At 65.5% G+C, this 17,303-nt stretch carries 13 protein-coding genes; 11 read left to right on the forward strand and 2 right to left on the reverse strand.

Annotation, left to right across the window (positions count from 1 at the left end):
• Positions 1-24: 24 nt before the first annotated feature.
• From rsfS to aroF, 5 genes are all read left to right on the forward strand, one after another.
• Positions 25-408: a ribosome silencing factor gene (gene rsfS, locus KF785_10470; GenBank protein MBX3147180.1), complete on the forward strand. Its 384-nt coding sequence runs from the start codon at positions 25-27 to the stop codon at positions 406-408.
• Between the two features lie 3 nt (positions 409-411).
• A complete protein-coding gene (locus KF785_10475) occupies positions 412-3,654 on the forward strand; it encodes a PD40 domain-containing protein (protein MBX3147181.1) in 3,243 nt (1,080 codons plus the stop codon).
• Positions 3,624-5,081: an SPOR domain-containing protein gene (locus KF785_10480; protein MBX3147182.1), complete on the forward strand. Its 1,458-nt coding sequence runs from the start codon at positions 3,624-3,626 to the stop codon at positions 5,079-5,081. Before KF785_10475 ends, KF785_10480 begins: the two co-directional genes overlap by 31 nt.
• An 83-nt stretch (positions 5,082-5,164) precedes the next feature.
• Complete coding sequence (locus tag KF785_10485; protein ID MBX3147183.1) at positions 5,165-8,644, forward strand: AAA family ATPase; 3,480 nt, start codon at positions 5,165-5,167, stop codon at positions 8,642-8,644.
• Between the two features lie 3 nt (positions 8,645-8,647).
• The gene (gene aroF, locus KF785_10490; GenBank protein MBX3147184.1) at positions 8,648-9,736 is read left to right on the forward strand and encodes a 3-deoxy-7-phosphoheptulonate synthase; all 1,089 of its coding nucleotides are present in this window, start codon (positions 8,648-8,650) and stop codon (positions 9,734-9,736) included.
• A 21-nt stretch (positions 9,737-9,757) separates the two neighbouring features.
• Here aroF and KF785_10495 read toward each other — a convergent pair whose 3' ends face one another.
• Positions 9,758-10,810: a hypothetical protein gene (locus tag KF785_10495; protein ID MBX3147185.1), complete on the reverse strand. Its 1,053-nt coding sequence runs from the start codon at positions 10,808-10,810 to the stop codon at positions 9,758-9,760.
• A gap of 85 nt (positions 10,811-10,895) precedes the next feature.
• Here KF785_10495 and KF785_10500 point away from each other — a divergent pair, with 85 nt between their 5' ends.
• From KF785_10500 to KF785_10525, 6 genes are all read left to right on the forward strand, one after another.
• On the forward strand, positions 10,896-11,552 hold the full coding sequence (locus KF785_10500; protein ID MBX3147186.1) for a helix-turn-helix transcriptional regulator: 657 nt from the start codon (positions 10,896-10,898) through the stop codon (positions 11,550-11,552).
• Positions 11,549-12,778 carry a cytochrome P450 gene (locus KF785_10505; protein MBX3147187.1) on the forward strand — a complete coding sequence of 410 codons (1,230 nt, stop codon included), beginning with the start codon at positions 11,549-11,551 and terminating at the stop codon, positions 12,776-12,778. Before KF785_10500 ends, KF785_10505 begins: the two co-directional genes overlap by 4 nt.
• Positions 12,775-13,017 carry a ferredoxin gene (locus tag KF785_10510; protein MBX3147188.1) on the forward strand — a complete coding sequence of 81 codons (243 nt, stop codon included), beginning with the start codon at positions 12,775-12,777 and terminating at the stop codon, positions 13,015-13,017. Before KF785_10505 ends, KF785_10510 begins: the two co-directional genes overlap by 4 nt.
• Positions 13,018-13,024: 7 nt before the next feature.
• A complete protein-coding gene (gene panB / locus KF785_10515; protein ID MBX3147189.1) occupies positions 13,025-13,867 on the forward strand; it encodes a 3-methyl-2-oxobutanoate hydroxymethyltransferase in 843 nt (280 codons plus the stop codon).
• A gap of 14 nt (positions 13,868-13,881) precedes the next feature.
• Positions 13,882-15,666, forward strand: coding sequence for a CocE/NonD family hydrolase (locus KF785_10520; protein MBX3147190.1), 1,785 nt, complete (start codon positions 13,882-13,884; stop codon positions 15,664-15,666).
• A 79-nt stretch (positions 15,667-15,745) separates the two neighbouring features.
• Positions 15,746-16,429: an outer membrane lipoprotein carrier protein LolA gene (locus tag KF785_10525; GenBank protein ID MBX3147191.1), complete on the forward strand. Its 684-nt coding sequence runs from the start codon at positions 15,746-15,748 to the stop codon at positions 16,427-16,429.
• Between the two features lie 6 nt (positions 16,430-16,435).
• On the opposite strand, the gene KF785_10530 is transcribed toward KF785_10525, so the two are convergent.
• Positions 16,436-17,287, reverse strand: coding sequence for a DUF2520 domain-containing protein (locus KF785_10530; protein ID MBX3147192.1), 852 nt, complete (start codon positions 17,285-17,287; stop codon positions 16,436-16,438).
• Positions 17,288-17,303: the final 16 nt, after the last annotated feature.

Genomic DNA, 17,303 nt, shown 5'->3' on the forward strand with positions numbered 1-17,303 from the left:
GCCCCGCTCGTCGGAGACTCGCTCGTGGCAAGTGCCCCCAAAGGTTCGACCATCCCGAAGCCGGTACAGGCGGCCCTCGACGCCGCAGACGATCTCAAGGCACGCGATATCATCACTCTCGATCTGCGCGGGCTGTCCGACGCGGCCGACTTCTTCGTGGTCGCCTCGGGCACTTCGGACGCCCATGTCCGCGGTATCGCCGATTCGGTGATGGACCGGATGGCCAAGCTCGGGATCGACGCCCACCACGTCGAGGGGCTTCAGTCCGGCCGCTGGGCGCTGCTCGATTTCGTCGATTTCGTCGTTCATATTTTCCATCCGGAAACACGAGCCTTTTATCAGCTCGAGCGTCTCTGGAACGATGCACCCGCCGTTGCGTATGCATCGGCTGCGGAACGAAAGGTTTGACCGATGCGCCGCTTCGTCCTGCTCCTTCTCTTACTGGCCGGCCTGCCCGGCGCACTCGCTGCGCAGTACTTCGGGCGGAATCGGGTCCAGTATGGACGCTTCGATTTCCGAATCGTCCAGACCGAGCACTTCGACGTCTACTACTATCCGGAGGAACGCGAAGCGGCCATGGACATGGCCCGGATGGCCGAACGGGCCTATGCCCGGCTTTCGCGAGTCCTGAACCATCAGTTCGAGGAGCGAAAGGCCATCATCCTTTACGCCTCCCACAGCCACTTCCAGCAGACCAACCTCGGGGGCGGCGACGTACCTGAAGGCACCCAGGGGTTCACCGACTTTCTCCGGCACCGGAACGTCTTTCCTCTGTCGGGTTTTTACGCCGACGACGAACACGTGCTGACCCATGAAATGGTGCACCAGTTTCAGTTCGATATCTGGTCACGCGGCCGTGGCGGGGCCGGCATTCAAGGCATCTTCTCGGCCAATGCGCCGCTTTGGTTTGCCGAAGGCATGGCCGAGTACTTCTCGCTTGGACCGACTGACACGAAGACGGCGATGTGGCTCCGCGACGGGGCCCTGGAAGGCAAGCTGCCGACCGCCCGCGAGCTGATGACGGTGTTTCCCTACCAGTTCGGCCACGCGATCATCACCTATATCGGCCAGCGCTGGGGCGATGAAGCCATTGGCGCCATCACCAAGAATGCCGTCGGTGGCGGGCTCCAGATGTCGCTGCGCCGCGTCCTTGGCATGTCGTTCGAGCAACTGATCGAGCAGTGGCGCGATGCCGTCACCCGTCAGTACCTGCCCGAAATCGAAAACCGGGTTCGGGCCCGGTCCATGGCCCAGGGGTTGCTCACCAAGGAAACGTCCAAGGGCGAGTGGCATCTGGCGCCTGCGCTGTCGCCGGACGGAAGCCGAGTCGCCTTCTTCAGCGAGCAAGACTTCTTCTCGATGGACCTGTGGCTGGCTGACGGCACCAGCGGCAGGCCGATCCGCCGGCTGCTCAAATCGACCTTCAGCGGCAGCTACGAAACCTTCCGGTTCATGTCGTCGTCCGCCGCCTGGTCGGAGGACGGTCGCTACCTCGCGGTTGCAGCCAAGCGCGCGGGCCGGGACGACATCGTCATCATCGACCCCGAGCGGAACCGCGAAGTCCGCCGGATCACCGTGCCCCTCGCTGGCGTCACGACCCCGACGTTCAGTCCGGATGGGAGCCGCATCGTTTTTACGGGCCTGGACGGCGGTTTGTCCGACCTGTTCACGATCAACGTCGACGGCAGCGATCTGCGCCGGTTGACCAACGACAGGTACGCAGATCTGCACCCGGTCTGGTCGCCGGACGGCAGAACGATTGCGTTTGCGACCGACCGCGGCCCGGGCACCGACCTGGACGCATTGGTCTGGGGTGGACTGCGCATCGCGCTGTATCACCTCGACGATGGCCGGATCGAACTGCTGCAGAACATGGAGGAGGGTCGCAACTCTAATCCCCAGTGGGCGCCCGATGGCCAGTCCATTGCTTTCGTGTCGGATCGAGACAATGTCGCCAATATCTTCCTGTACGACATGGCCGATGGCGAGGTGTACCAGCTGACCCAGTTCTACACCGGGTCACAGGGCATCACACCGCTGTCTCCGGTGCTGTCATGGGCTCGCGGCGCCGACCGGCTCGCATTCATTTACTTCGAGCAGGCCAGCTACGACATCTATTCGGTCAACGACCCCCGTTCACTGAAGCAGGAGCCGTGGCGGCCGCGCGCGTCGGGACAGCCAGTACTGGTTGCTGCGCAGCCGATCTTCGTTCCCCGCCCCGCGCAGCAGGCGGACACCGTCCCGCGACCGGCAGGCGTGCTGCAGTCGCGGTCGATCTATCGCGGCGAAACCGGTTTCCGACGCACCGACTCGCTCCCGACCGTACCCGATTCACTCCGCCAGCCGCCTCCGGTCACCATCGCGCGCCTGCGTGATTCGGTGGTCATTCCGGTGCCCGACACGACCGAGTTCGTTCATCGGCCCTATCGCGCCCGCTTCGGACCGGAGTACGTGTCCCGACCGACCGTCGGGTACGTCCGAGACAACTTTGGACGCGGCGTCACCGGCTCTGCCGTCGTCGTCCTCGGCGACATGCTCTCCAACCAGCAGATGATCATCGGGGCCGAGCTCAACGGACGCCTGCCCGAGACACAGTTCGTGGCTCAGTATGCCAACCTGTCGCGCCGGCTCAATTGGGCGGTCGGGGTCCAGCAGCAACCGTATTTCTTCTACGACTACAGCACCTTCGAAACCGGGCCCACCGAACAAGAGGGCACCTACGTCACCAACGTCCGGCGCCTGGTGCTGCGGGACGTCTCCACCCGGGCCTACTATCCCTTGTCGCGTTTCACGCGGATCGAAAGTTCGGTCAGCTTTGCGAACCTGACGGACGATCTCCTCCAGATCCGCGAGCCCTATTTCCTCGGCTCCGGCATTCCCAGCCGCGAACCATTCCTGGAAACGACTCGTGTCCAGAGCATCACCTATCTGGCGCCGTCGCTGGCGTACGTCCACGACAACTCGCTCAGCGCCTACGTCGGGCCATTTCTGGGCCGCCGGTCCCGCTTCGAGGTCAGCCAGAACCTGGAAGTGATCGGGTCGGGGTGGCAGTTCACGTCGGTCACCGCCGACATGCGGCGCTATGATCGGCTGGTCGGCAATATGACGCTGGCAACCCGGGGTCTCTTCTTTGGCCGCATGGGGCGCGACGAAAGCCGGTTTCGGCTCTTCGGCGGCCAGACCGAGTTGATCCGAGGCTATACCCGAGGCTCCCTGAGCCGAAACGAATGTCGGGAAGAGATCGACGAGAACTCGTACTCCGGCTGCCCATCGTTCGATCGGCTGATCGGCTCACGCGTCGCCGTGTTCAACGCGGAAGTTCGGCTTCCCGTGGTTGCCCCCGGGCTCGGCATCATTTCCCTCGGGAACTTCCCCGCTGCGCTGGAAGCAGCCGTGTTCTTCGACGCCGGCGTGTTCTGGGAGCGCGGCATGACGGTCAACCTGAGCCGCGACGCTGCCAACCCAGCGCCGTGCCGATTCGATCCGGCGACCGGCCTCGCCGTGCCGGGCTGCGTCCGAACGCCGCTCACCAGCTATGGCTTCTCGTTGCGAACAAACCTTCTTAATATCCTGATTCTTCGGCTGGACTACTCGGTTCCGTTGCAGCGTTCCATTGGAGGAATGTGGACCATCAGCTTGGGGCCGACGTTCTGACGACGACGCAGCACCGCTTTGGGCCCGCGATCCAGACGGCAGCGCTGGTCGCGGGCCTTCTGTTTGCCGCCGGATGCGGTGGCAACCCTCCGGCGCCGCCACCGGACCTGCCAGCGGTTGGTGGGCAAGTCTCCCTCATCCGAGTGCCCCGCCGAAGCGGTGTGGTCGAAGCCTACCGCCCCGACTCTCTCCAGCAGCCAATCTGGAGCACGAGGGGGGACGTTCCCAACGTGAGCGGGGTCCTCGGTGTCAATGTCGAGGCCCGACTCCTCTATCTCGTTGATACGCAAAAAAACCTGCTCGCGGTCGATCTCGAGTCTCGAGCGGTCCGGCCCCGGTCGGCCGGCGTGGAAACGGCCATCATGGTGGGCGACGGCTCGGTCTACGCCATCAATGCCGGCCGGCGGGTCAGCCGGTACGAGGGTGGGGTGCCGGTCATGTACCGGGTCCCGCTGCCCGTGGACCCTGTGTTTCAAACTGCGACGTTGAGTGAGCGTTACGTCGCCGTGCTCGGAAGCACGCCCCGCCAACTCACCGTGATGAGTTCGGACCGATCACTACACAGCGCCGATGTCGGAGACGGAGAGCCGACCGCGAGCTACTGGGCAGACCTGGTGGCCATCCCGGAAGGGCGAGAGGTCAAGCTCTACGGGACCAGCGATCCGTTCCGGGTCACCAGCATCCGCGCCAGTGCGCCGGCCCGCCACGTTTCGTTCAGCCCATCGGGACACCGGATCTATATCGCCCACGACGACAGCTCGATCGAAGTCTTCGACCGGTACGGCCAGGACCGGCTGTCGACCATCTCCCTGCCGGGAACCCCGCGCCGGGTCCGAACCGATGGCTCGGGACGTTGGCTGCTGGCCCAGGCTGGCTCGGAAGATGAGGCCTGGATCGTCGACCTGACGACCGGTCGCCTGACCGCGACGGTCCGAACCGACTGGGACGAGGACCTGCCCACCGTGGCTGGAGGCAGCACCCTTTTGGTCCGGCGTGACGGCGACCTGGTCACCCTGGACTTGAGCCGTCCCGGCCAGCCCGAGACTGGCCGCATCGACGGCGGTGCCGCCGACTTCTGGCTGGTGACCACTTGGATCCCCCGCGACCGGGCGACCCTGGCGGCTGCCGCTGCTGAGTCGATTCTCGTGGCCCAGGACCGAGATCTCGTCCGCTCCGACAGCCAGGCCGTCTCGACGGACCGGCTCTACCTCCAGGTCAGCAGTTCCCAGAACGCCGAGTGGTCCCGAGACTTCGCGAAACAGCTGGTTGCCGCCGGGTACCCCGCCCGAGTCCTGGACCCAACCTCCGACGACGAGGGATATCGGGTGGTGGTCGGCCCGTACAACAGCCGCCCCATGGCAGAAGAGACGGGTCGCCGGCTCGGCCGCCCGTATTTCATCCTCACGAATCCGCCCTTCAAGCAGTAGCCCGAAGCTCCCCCGCCCGGCTATTTTCTGCGCGTCGCTACGGCTCTGCCCGTACGAACGCGAACGCTCCATCCGGATATCTCATGAAACTGCTCAAGCTGGAACTCTCCGGCTTCAAGTCCTTCGCCGACCATGTCACGCTCGAATTCGACCATGGTGTCACGGCAATCGTCGGCCCGAACGGCTGCGGAAAATCCAACGTATCAGACGCCGTCCGCTGGGTCCTCGGCGAGACCTCAGCCCGCTTGCTGCGCGGCGGCAAGATGGAGGACGTCATCTTTCAGGGCTCGGTCAACCGACGCCCCATCAACATCACGGAAGTGTCCCTCTACCTGGACAACACCGACGGCGCCCTGCCGATAGCCTTCGGCGAAGTCGTCATCACCCGCCGGCTGACCCGATCCGGCCAGAGCGAGTATTTCGTCAACAAGAGCCCGGTCCGCCTCCGCGACGTCAACGATCTGCTGCGCGGAACCGGCCTCGGCAGCGATGCCGGCGTGGTGATGGAAGCCAAGATGATCGACCTGCTGCTGTCGGATCGCGCCGACGAGCGCCGGTCGCTGTTCGAAGAGGCATCCGGGATCGGCCTCTACCGCGATCGGAAGCATTCGACCGAACGCCGCCTGACCGAGACCGCCACCGACTTGCAGCGCCTGGAGGACCTGATTGCCGAGGTCCAGTCACAGATTCGCAGCCTGGCCCGCCAGAAAGGCAAGGCCGAGCGTCATGCGAAGCTGACGGAAGAGAAGTTCTCGACGCAGATCACCCTGGCGCACCTGACGCTGGCCGATCTGAGCGAGCGGGTCAGCGGCATGCAGGCGCGTCACGACGAGCTCAAGGCCGTCCTGCCCGATCTGCGAGAACAGCTGGGCCACGCGACCACGCGCCAGGAAGCCCTCGGGCGCGAGCGGGTCGCGGCCGAGGAGCATCGCGCCACCGTCTCGCGCGAATTGGCCCAGGTGCAGCTCGCGCTCGGTAAGCTCGACGGTGACCTTGCGGTAGCGTCCGAACGGCTGGCCCACGCCCGCGCCCGGCGAGATCGCGACGAAGAAGAGCGGCAGCAGGCGGTCGTTCGTACCGAACAGGCGGCGCTCGAGCGTGAGCAGGCCGAGACCGACAAGGCCGACGCCCTGGCCGAGCACGAGGCGATCAAGGCCCAGCTGGTCGAACGGGCCAATGCGGAGGAGGAGGTCCGGAAGCGTCTTGGTGCGCATCGCGACGAGGTCCGCAAGCTGGAACAGGCCCTTCACACCCGGGCGCAACAGCTCCGCACACTCGAAGGCGAGCGGGCTGCGCTCGAGGGCGAACTGGCCTCCCTGCGCGACGGCCTGACCCAGCAGCAGGCGCATTGCGCCGGTCTGGACCAGGACCATGCCAACGCCGAAGAGCGCACCCGGATTGCCGAACAGGACGTGACGCAGCGCGGCCACGAGACCCTGATCGCTACCGCGGCGGCCGACCGGGCTCGGCACCTGGTGGCCGAGACTCGCGAACGCGAGGCGGCCGAGCGGGACGAGCGCCGGTCGGCCGAAGAACAACTTGCCCAGCTTTCGGCGCGTCGACAGGCCCTGGAAGAGTTGGAGCGCGACCGCGTCGGGCTCGCTCCTGGTGCCCAGGCCCTGCTTGCCGCCCGCGAGCGCTTCGGCGATGCGGTGCTCGGCCCGCTCAGCGATTTCATCCGGACCGATCGGGATGCCGCCGAACTGGCCGAACGTCTGCTCGGCGAGTGGATGCATGCCATCCTGCTGCGGGATGACGGCGCCCTCGACGAAATTCGGACTTGGTACGACGAGGCTCAACCGGGAGCACTGGTACTCCTGCCCGGGGTACCTGGAAGCCACGATGGTCAGGTGCATCCACTGACGGGTCGCCTGTCTGCAGAAGGCCCGGCGGCTCCCTGGATCGACACCCTGCTGGGTGGTTCCGAGATCCTTCACCCGTCCGGCCGGGTTTTCCGCCGGCGGACCGGCGCCGTGATGCTGGCCGGCTCGGCAGCGCCGTCCGGACCGATCCGCCGTCGGGCAGAGCTCGAAGCCCTGACGCAGGAAATCGATGCCCAGCAAGCCGGGCTCGACCGCATCCTCGATCGGCTTTCCGCAACCCGGGAGCAGCTGACGGAACTGGAGCGACAGGCCGCCGAAGCGCAATCCGTGATGGAGCAGGCCCGCGAGCAGGAGCGCCAGGCCACGGTAGCACGAGACGATGCAACGCGCCTGCTGATGACCTTGGAACGGGAACGTCAGGAAGCGCGGACCCGTCTCGAGCGTTTGACCGAACGGATTGCCCGCACCGAGAGCCGTCAGTCCGACGTCGGCGCGGCACTCCACGAGGGCGAGCTTGCCAAGGTTCGGGAAGAAGAAGCCATCGGATCTGCCCGTCAGTCGCTGGCCACACTCGAGGGCGAACAGGAATCCGCCCGCGAAGCCCGGGTCCACTGGCAGGTGGAGGAAGCCCATGTTGCTGCGAAGCTCCGGGCAACCAGCGAGCGCCTGACCCGCGCCAATCAGACGATCGAACTCGCTCGACAGGCATCGGAAGCGCTGCAGACCGAAATCAGTGCCCTCGAGCTGGAAGCCGTAGCCCTCGAAGCCAAACATGCCGAGTGGAACGATCAGCGGCAGGATCGGCTGACAGCCCTGGCAGAACTCGAGCAGAGTTCCGCCCACGCCGAGGGCGCGCTGGCCTCGGCCACCGCCGCGCTCCGCGAAGCGGAGCAGACGGTACATGCCCTTCGGTCGGATCTCGAGGTCTCGAACGAGGAGGCCCATCGACTCGAGCTGGACCTCACCGAAGCTGCCGGACAGCGCCGACGCGTGCTGGAACGGATCGAAACCGAATGGCGGGCGCCGTTCGATCAACTGCTTCCGAAGGTCGAACTGCTCGACCTGGACCGCGAAACGCTCGAGGCCGAGGTGGGCCGCGTGGTCCAGGCGCTCGAAGCAATCGGTCCAGTCAATCCGCTCGCCGTCGAGGAGCATGCCGAGGAATCGAAGCGTCTGGAGTTCCTGACCTCACAGCGCGACGATCTGGTCGCAGCACGTCAGTCCCTGCTCCAGGCCATTCGGGAAATCGACGGCACCGCACGGACCCTCTTCCTCGAGACGTTCGCGGCAGTGCAGGCCAATTTTCACAAGGTCTTCCAGACCTTGTTCGGTGGTGGCGAATGCGATCTTCGTCTTGCCAATGCCGACGATCCGCTCGAGAGCGAAATCGAGATCCACGCGGCGCCGCGCGGCAAGAAAACGCAGCGGATCCACTTGCTCAGTTCTGGTGAGCGGACGCTGGTGGCCGTCTCGCTGCTCTTCAGCATTTACCTGACCAAGCCGAGCCCCTTCTGCCTGATGGACGAAGTGGATGCGCCGCTCGACGACTCCAACGTCGGCCGCTTCACCAATCTGCTGCAGGAGTTCAAGGGGGTCACCCAGTTCGTGGTGATCACCCACAACCCGCGCACCATGCAGTCGGCCGACGCGGTCTTCGGTGTCACGATGCAGGAGCCGGGTGTCTCCACCATCGTCGGCGTCCGGCTGGGCGAGCAGGACGCGGGGAAGGCTGCCGCCTAGGCAATGCTGATTCTGTTCAGGGCGGATGCGGCGCCGGCCGATGAAGCCCGCGTCGTAGCCCTGGTGCGAGAGGCGGGCCTCGAGCCCACCCCCGTCAGCGGGCTGGTCGGTCGTGCCCTTGCCGTGCATGACCACGACGGTCGAATCGACAGTGCGCGGATCGCGGCCCTGCAGGGCGTCGAGCAGATCGTTCCGCTCAGCAAACCTTATCGGATGGTGGCGCGCAGCTGGCGCAGTGACCCGACCATCATCCGGCTCCCCGGCGGCGCCTCCATCGGAGGCGACGAGCTTCCGATCATTGCTGGTCCCTGCTCGGTCGAGAATGAGGAACAGATTCTCGCTACGGCGCGAGCGGTCCGCCAAGCCGGCGCGGTCGGTTTGCGCGCAGGCGCCTACAAGCCGCGCAGTTCCCCCTACGCGTTCCAAGGCCTCGGCGCCGAGGGCCTGCGCCTGCTCGATGCTGCCCGCCGCGAAACCGGTCTGTTCGTCGTCACCGAGGCGATGGACGATGCCGGCCTCGATGCGGTGGCCGACGTTGCCGACGTAATCCAGATCGGCGCGCGGAGCATGCAGAACTTCGGCCTGCTCAAGCGCGCCGGTCGGGCCGGAAAGCCTGTGCTGCTCAAGCGTGGCCCGACCGCCTCCGTGACCGACTGGCTGCTGTCCGCGGAATACGTAATGTCCGAGGGCAACGCCAACGTGATCTTGTGCGAACGCGGGATTCGCGGCGCCGATGCAACCACGCGCAACGTGTTCGACCTGAACGTGATTCCGGCGCTCAAGCAGCTTTCTCACCTGCCGGTAATGGCCGACCCGAGCCATGGCACCGGACGCCGCAACCTGGTGCGCCCCATGTCCCGTGCTGCCGTTGCCGCCGGGGCCGATGGACTGCTCATCGAAGTCCACGTCCGCCCCGACGAGGCCCTGTCAGACGGAGCGCAAAGCCTCTATCCTGAGCAGTTCAGTCTGCTCGTCGAAGAGGTTCGTGCGGTAGCCGAGGCGCTTGGCCGCCGACTGGCAGCAACGGGCCGACCTGCTGGGATAGCGGAGGGTAGCAAGCGGGGTGGGAGTCGCCAAGGCTCCCGCCCCTGAGCATCTCAGCCCGCCGTCCGCCTACCGCACCGACGCGAGCCGTCGAGCCACCATCCGATCCGCCGCATGCACCGGCGACTCGCCCCGTTGCCGCGCCTCTTCGAGGATGCCGGTGATCCGCGCAGCCATCTTTCCGATCTCGGCCTCGATGGCGGGGAAATCCGCGCCCTCATCGACCATCGCGAGCGACACCGCACCGCCCCCGTTGATGACATAGTCTGGCAGATAGGTGATGCCACGTGCCAGGAGACGTTCGCCGTCCTCGGGCGCACGCAGCTGATTGTTGGCGGCGCCGGCAATCAGCCGGCATTGGAGCGCGGGAATGGTCGTCTCATCGAGCGTGGCACCGACGGAACAGGGCGCATAGATATCCATCTTCGCCTCGTAGGTCCGCTCAACCGGGATGATTTCCGCGTCGAGCTCCGCAGCAAGAGTGGCCACCTTCCTCGCGTCGATGTCATTGAGCAGCACGACTGCGCCGGCCTGCTTGAGCGAACGAGCCAGCGGAGCGCCGGTGTCTCCGACTCCCTGAACCAGAACCCGGACACCGCGCAGGTGCTCGGATCCGGTAACGAACCGCCAGCCGGCCTTGAGGCCGACAAAGACGCCGAGCGCGGTGTAGATCCCGGGATCATATGGCTCGTTACGGGTCCAGTCATAGCAGTGGACGTAGCGCGTCTCGGTGGCGAGGAGCGCCATGTCGGCCGGAGTGGTTCCGATATCCGGACCGGAACCGTAGCGGCCGTTGAGGGACGCAATCATCCGACCAAAGCGACGGAGCAACGCGGTACGTTCATTACCCTCGACTGGCCGCGAGAGCGCTATGACTCCCTTGCCGCCCCCATAGTTCACATCGATGGCAGCCCATTTGTTCGTCATACCCTCCGCAAGGCGCACGGCGTCCCACCAGCCCTCGACCGGATCCGGATATACTTTCATCCGGACACCGCCGACTGATCGGGTTCCGATGGCGGCGTGAATAGCAATGAACATCCAGGCGTCTGCGGCGTGATCGTATCGGACGACGACCTCGTCCCCCGACCAGTTCCGCATCAGCTCGATCCAATCGCGCATACGATCTCCACGTGGAAGTAGGCCCTGCAGTCGGTTGCCCGACCCCGACTCTTGCGGTGCTGAAGATTCGTGCGATATTTCAACAGTGTCAAGCTCTGACAAGCGCGCCGCCCGATCGGCGCAACGGACCCGATCTCGCCCGTACATCATCGAGCGTCGAGATCAGATTGCCGCCCTCGAATCGCCGGTCCGCCAGGAAGTGGTGGACACGATTCAGGCCACCGGTCCCTGCTCTGCGCTCGAAATCGCGGAGCTGATGGGCCGGCCCGCCGACGCCCTATACTATCATATCCGCCGACTGGTGGCGGTCGGACTGCTGGTTCCCCTCGAGATCCGCCGCCGGGGTCGACGCGACGAAACCGTCTACGATCTGGCCGGGCATCCGCTGGTGCTGCGATACCCGACTCACCGAGATCCACTGACCCATCCGCTTACCCGCCTGGTCCGCAGCATGTTGCGAACCGCCGAGCGCGATTTCCGCGCGGCGGTCACGAGTGAGGATACCGAACGTCAGGGCCCGCTGCGGAATCTCTGGGCCAGTCGGCGCTACGCCTGGCTCTCGCCGGCCGACCTTCGCCGCGTCAACCGAACCATGGACGAGCTGATCGACCTGCTGTCCCAGGCTCGCCACCCCCGCCGAGGCAAGCTCTGCACCCTGACCGTCGTGCTGGCACCACGAGCCGAGCAGGCTGCCCGCCGCCCCCGACCCGACCGTGCCGCCCCACCGGAGACGGAATCATGACGACGCTGGATCACGACCTCGACGACCTGTTCGCGCCCGAGGTGATCGCAGACCCTTACCCGCTGCTTGGTCACCTCCGCGACAATGCGCCAGTGCATTGGAACGAGCGCTATCAGCTCTGGGTCATCACCCGTTACGACGACTTGGTCTGGCTGGTCCGTCACAACGAGCTGTTCTCGTCTGCCGTGATCCGAAGCGATCAGCGTCCGCCATACCCGCCAATCGACCCCGAGGACGCTCCGCTTGCAGCGCATGTCCGGGATTTCCGAGCCGACCAGCTGGTCGAGCAGGATCGACCGGAGCACACCGCCATGCGTGGGGCCGTCCATGCGTACTTTACGCCGACCGCGATGGAAAAGTGGCGGCCCTTTGTCCGCGCTGCGGTCCATGATCTGCTCGACCAGGTCGTCGATCAGGGCGAGATGGACGTCCTGACCGCGCTGGCCGCGCCGCTCCCGGTTCGCGTCATTACCCGAATGATGGGTGTGCCGCCCGAGGATCAGGACACCCTGCGCGACCTGGCCGACAAGCTGCTCTACATCAATCGGGGCGAGTCGTATCGTTTCAAGCCGCTGATGGAGGGAATCCGCGGGATGATCGACTACGTCGCGCCCAGGGTCGATCAGCGACGCGCCGCGCCGGGCGATGATTTCATCTCGGTTCTGGCTGAGGCCGAGGGACGCGGTATCTTCACCCGACACCAGGTACTCGTCAACACCGCCCTGCTGCTGTTTGCGGGTCATGAGACAACCATGAACCTGATCTGCAACGGGACTCTGGCGCTGCTCCGCCATCCGGACCAGTGGGCGGCGCTCTGTGCCGACCCCGCCGGTCGGGTCCGCGTAGCAACCGAGGAATGCCTCCGTTATGACCCGCCCGTCAAGTCGACGCAGCGGATCGCCACCGCCGACGTACCGCTCCGCTCACAGCTCATCAAAGCAGGCGACCGCCTCCGCTGGTTCATTGCCGCTGCCAACCGGGACCCCGAGGCGTTCGACCAGCCCGACCGATTCGACATTTCCCGGCAACCCAATCCACACGTGTCCTTCGGTTCAGGCGTGCACTACTGCCTCGGCGCCACCCTGGCGCGCGTGGAAGGCCAGGAGGTGTTTCGTGCGCTGGCCGAGCGCCTGCCTTCGCTCCGGCTCCGTCCCGGAACGCTGGAGTATCAGCCGAGCATCCAGTTCCGCTCGCTCAAGGCACTTCCGGTGGAGTGGGACCGATGACGGCACCTGAACCCAAGCTCCGCATCCTGATCGATCGCGATCTCTGCGTCGGCAACGCACAGTGTGTTGGCTTGGCGCCCGACGTCTTCCGCCACGATGAGAATGTCCAGTCGACCGTGATCGACCCGGCCGGCGCGCCGGCGTCGATCGTGGTCAAGGCCGCGTCCTATTGTCCAACGGGCGCCATTCGAGTCGAGAACGCCGACACCGGCGACGTCCTTTTTCCTCCTTCGGAGTAAGCAGTCCATGTGCGCCTATCTGCAGGACACGCCGACGACCGGCCCGCGGAAACGAGTCACCACGCTCGAGCTGGCCGCTATGAAGCGGGCCGGTCAGCGCATCGTGATGATCACTGCCTATGACACACTCTTCGCTACCCTGGTCGATCAGTCCGGCGTCGACGTGGTGCTCGTCGGCGATTCGGTGGCTCCGCTCCTGACGGGCGAAGAGACGACGCTCACCGCGACGATGGATCAGATGATCTATCACGGGCGCATCGTCCGGCGTGGCTTACAACGAGCACTTCTCGTAGTCGACCTTCCCTTCCTCAGCTACCAGGTCTCGCCCGCGCGTGCGGTGGCCAATGCAGGACGTATCCTCAAAGAAACGGGAGCCGCGGCCGTCAAGCTCGAAGGCGGAGTCGAGTTCGCTCCAACCGTGGCTCGCCTGGTGGCGGCGGGGATTCCGGTCATGGGCCACCTGGGATTCACTCCCCAATCGGTCCACCAGCTCGGCGGGCATCGGATCCAGGGCAAACAGGCGGGCGCGGCCGACCGGCTGGTCGAGGACGCCCGAGCGCTGGAGTCGGCGGGAGCATTTTCCATGGTTCTCGAGCTGATGCCAGGTCCTGTGGCGGAGCGGGTCACCGCTGGCGTATCGATCCCCACGATCGGCATCGGCGCAGGCATCGGATGCGACGGGCAAGTCCTCGTCCTCCACGACATGCTTGGCCTCAATGAGGGCTTCAAACCGAAGTTCCTGAAGCACTATGCGCAGCTTGGGCCAGCCGTCCGTGATGCGGTTGGACGCTACGCCACCGAGGTCCGCGCGGGCGAGTATCCTGGCCCTGAACACAGCCATACCGGCTGATCCGGAGACGTGACATGCTGCGAACGATGAAAGCCGGACTCCATCCGCTCCTCACCGCGCTCGTAATCGCAGGTGGCGCCGGTAGCATCGAAACGCTCGAGGCGCAGCAGGCATCCGCTGAGAATCTCGAGATCATGTTCGGCGTCAGGATTCCGATGCGCGATGGAGTCCTGCTCAACGCCACAGTCTACTTCCCGCCCGGTCCGCGCACCCCGCGACCGGTCATCTTTGCCATGACCCCCTATATGACCGACGGCTATCACCCCCATGTGCTACCCGCCGCGCGGCGCGGCTATGTCATGGCGGTGGTCGACACCCGCGGTCGGGGCGGCTCAGGGGGAGTGTTCGAACCGTTCGCGGTCGACGCAAACGATGGCTACGACGCGATTGCGTGGCTGGCCAAGCAGCCCTGGTCCGACGGTAGGATCGGAATGATGGGCGGGTCATATGGTGGTTTCAATCAGTGGTCGATTGCCAAAGAGTTTCCGCCCAATCTCGTGACGATCGCGCCAACGGCATCAGCCTACCTGGGCGTCGACGTGCCTCACCTGGGAGGCATGAGTCGTCCATACTGGGCCCAGTGGATCACCTTTGTGTCGGGGGGAGTGACGCATCCCAACCTCTTCGGTGATCAGGCGTTCTGGCAGTCACGTTTCCGCGCTCACTACCTCAGTCACGCCCCGTTTGCTGCGCTCGATTCGGTTGCCGGGAACCCGTCACCCGCGTTTCAACGCTGGATCGATCACCCGACCCTCGATCAGTATTGGGCCTCCATGGCACCATCGCCCGAGCAGCTGGCCCGACTCGAGATTCCCATCTTCACGCGCACCGGCATCTATGACGGTAACCAGATTGGCGCGCTCGAACACTACCGTCGCCATATGCGGTACGGGTCTCCGACAGCCAGGACCAAGCACGTCCTGATGATCGGCCCGTGGGACCATGCCGGCACCCGAACGCCGCAAGCCAGCATTGGCGGTTTGACCTTCGACAGCAGCTCCGTCTTCAGCATGGGTGACCTGGAGGCCGACTGGTATGACTGGACCATCAAAGGTGGGCCCCGCCCCGCCCGCTTGCCCAAACGAGTGGCCTACTATGTCACCGGCGCCGAGGAGTGGAAGCACGCCGACAGCCTGGAAGAGATCGGAGCGAATCCGACGCCCTTCTACCTGACGTCGTCCGGCAACGCCGCCGGTTCCGTAGCCCAGGCAGGGACCTTGAGCCGGCGGCAACCGGCGCCATCCGCCCCAGACCGGTGGCGCTACGATCCACTCGACACCGCGCCAGGCCAGGCAGAGAAGGCCGCCCCGAACCTGACCGACCCGCGGTATGCCAACGAGCTCGGCGGACGCGGCGCGATCTACCACACACCGGTGTTCGACAGCGCAACCGAGATCTCTGGATTTGCCAAGCTGACGCTTTGGCTGACGGCCTCGGTTCGCGATACGGACCTGCACGTGGTTCTCTACGAGATTACAGCGGACGGCCGATCGATCCTGCTCACTGTAGGCCAACTCCGAACCCGGTTCCGCGATGGGCTCGATCGAGAGCGCCTCCTCACGCCCGGCACACCGGCCAGGATCGTGATCGACAACTTTCGGTTTACCAGCCGGCGTCTCGCCCCCGGCAGCCGGGTACGACTGCTGGTGCAGTCGCCGAATTCGATCCACTTTCAGCGGAACTACAACGGCGGGGGCGACGTCTCCCGCGAAACCCGGTCCGACGCCAGAGTCGCTGAGCTTCAGATTCACCACGAGCCGGGGCGGTGGAGTCTGCTCGAACTGCCGATCGCTCGATAATCGGTGTTGACCGAGGGGCCCTCTGTCGTCATCCTCCTAGCCGAAGCGATGTTTCGAAATCGGTCAGGAGGCTCGAAGCGTGGGAATCAGGCACAATCGCTCCAAGATCCAGATACTGGCCGCCGTCGGCCTGCTGACCGCGCTTGCGGCTCAACAGGCATCGGCCCAGGACGCGGCCGATATCGTTGGTCGGGCCGGCCGCATCTATCGCGGACTGAATTCGCTCCAAGCCAATTTCGTCCAGACCATCGAGGATCGCTCGCAGGGTGATACGCTGACGAGCCGAGGGGTCGTGATTCAGGCGGGAGCCAACCGGTTTGCGATGCGCTTCACGGATCCGGCCGGCGAAGCCATCATCGTCGACGGCAACCACGTCTGGACCTATACCCCAAGCACCGCTCCAAACGTGGTCTACCGGTCACCGGTCCCTAACGACCCGGTGTATGGCGCCAACTTTCTTTCCCTGTTGCTGGATCGTCCGCGGGAGCGTTACACCGCAACCTATGTCGGACAGGATACTGCCGATGGCCGGCGCGTCGATGTGATCGACCTGGTTCCGCGCACGGCAACCATGCCATTCAGCAGGGCCAGGATCTGGCTCGGGGTGGAGGATGCACTACCGCGTCGGATCGAGCTGGTTGAGGGTGCGGGCCAGAGGCGGGTGCTCGAACTGAGTCGGCTCAGGCCCAACGCACCAACCCCGGCCGGTACGTTTACCTTTGCGATTCCCTCGGGCGTTCGGGTGGTTGCTCCGCCGGCCTGACGGCAGCTACCGGCGTCCGCGAGGCTTCCCGCTCAGGGTTCGCACAATCGCGTCCAGGCGGGGCGACGCATCAGGCAGGGTTCGGGCCAGCGCAGCCGCTGCACGACCCATCGCTGCGTAGACCTCGCGGTGCTCGCCGTGCAGCGCAGCCAGGTGCGCTTCGACGGTTGCCAGATCGCCCCGCGGCACCGCGCCCGTCATGGCACGCGCCGGCGGCAACAAGCCCAGATTCGCCACAGTTCCCTCGAGCAACGGACGAAACATGCGGCGGGCGGCCCGGGCCTCGACTCCGGCCTCGACCGCAATCTCCACGGCCGTTCCGTACAAGGCGGTCACGTAGCCTGAAACGAAGGTGGCCGCAGCGTGGTACGCGGCCCGTCCGCGTTCCGGAATGGCCACGGGTGTCATGTCGAGAAATCGCGCCAGCCGTCGTGCCGCCCGGACCGCTCGCGGATCGCCCTCGATACCGACGAAGGAACCAGGCAGGCGTTCGACAGCCGTCGCCGGGACAGCCAGACTCTGAAGTGGGTGGAACGACCCGAGTGCGGCACCCGTCAGCCGCAGGGGCTTGAGCACGTCTGCAGTGCCACGCGCACCGGACAGATGGAAGATCACGCTGGTCCGAGCGATGACGCCGAGCGCACCGATGTCCGCAGCGGTTGGCCGAATCGCGTCGTCGGGCGTGGCCAGGATGATCCACCTCCCACCCCGATACGTGGCGGCATCGGTGCGCAACCCGAAGGGCGCCGGCAGTCCGCTTCGGGGCGCCCGAACGGCAAAGCGAACCGAAGCCCCTCGATCGACGAGGAGTTGGCCCAGGCCCCGGCCCATCCGGCCGGCGCCGACGATAATGGTCATCGGAATGGGCGGCACG

It is taken from the genome of Gemmatimonadales bacterium, from assembly GCA_019637315.1.
In the GTDB taxonomy this organism is placed as follows: Bacteria; Gemmatimonadota; Gemmatimonadetes; order Gemmatimonadales; family GWC2-71-9; genus SHZU01.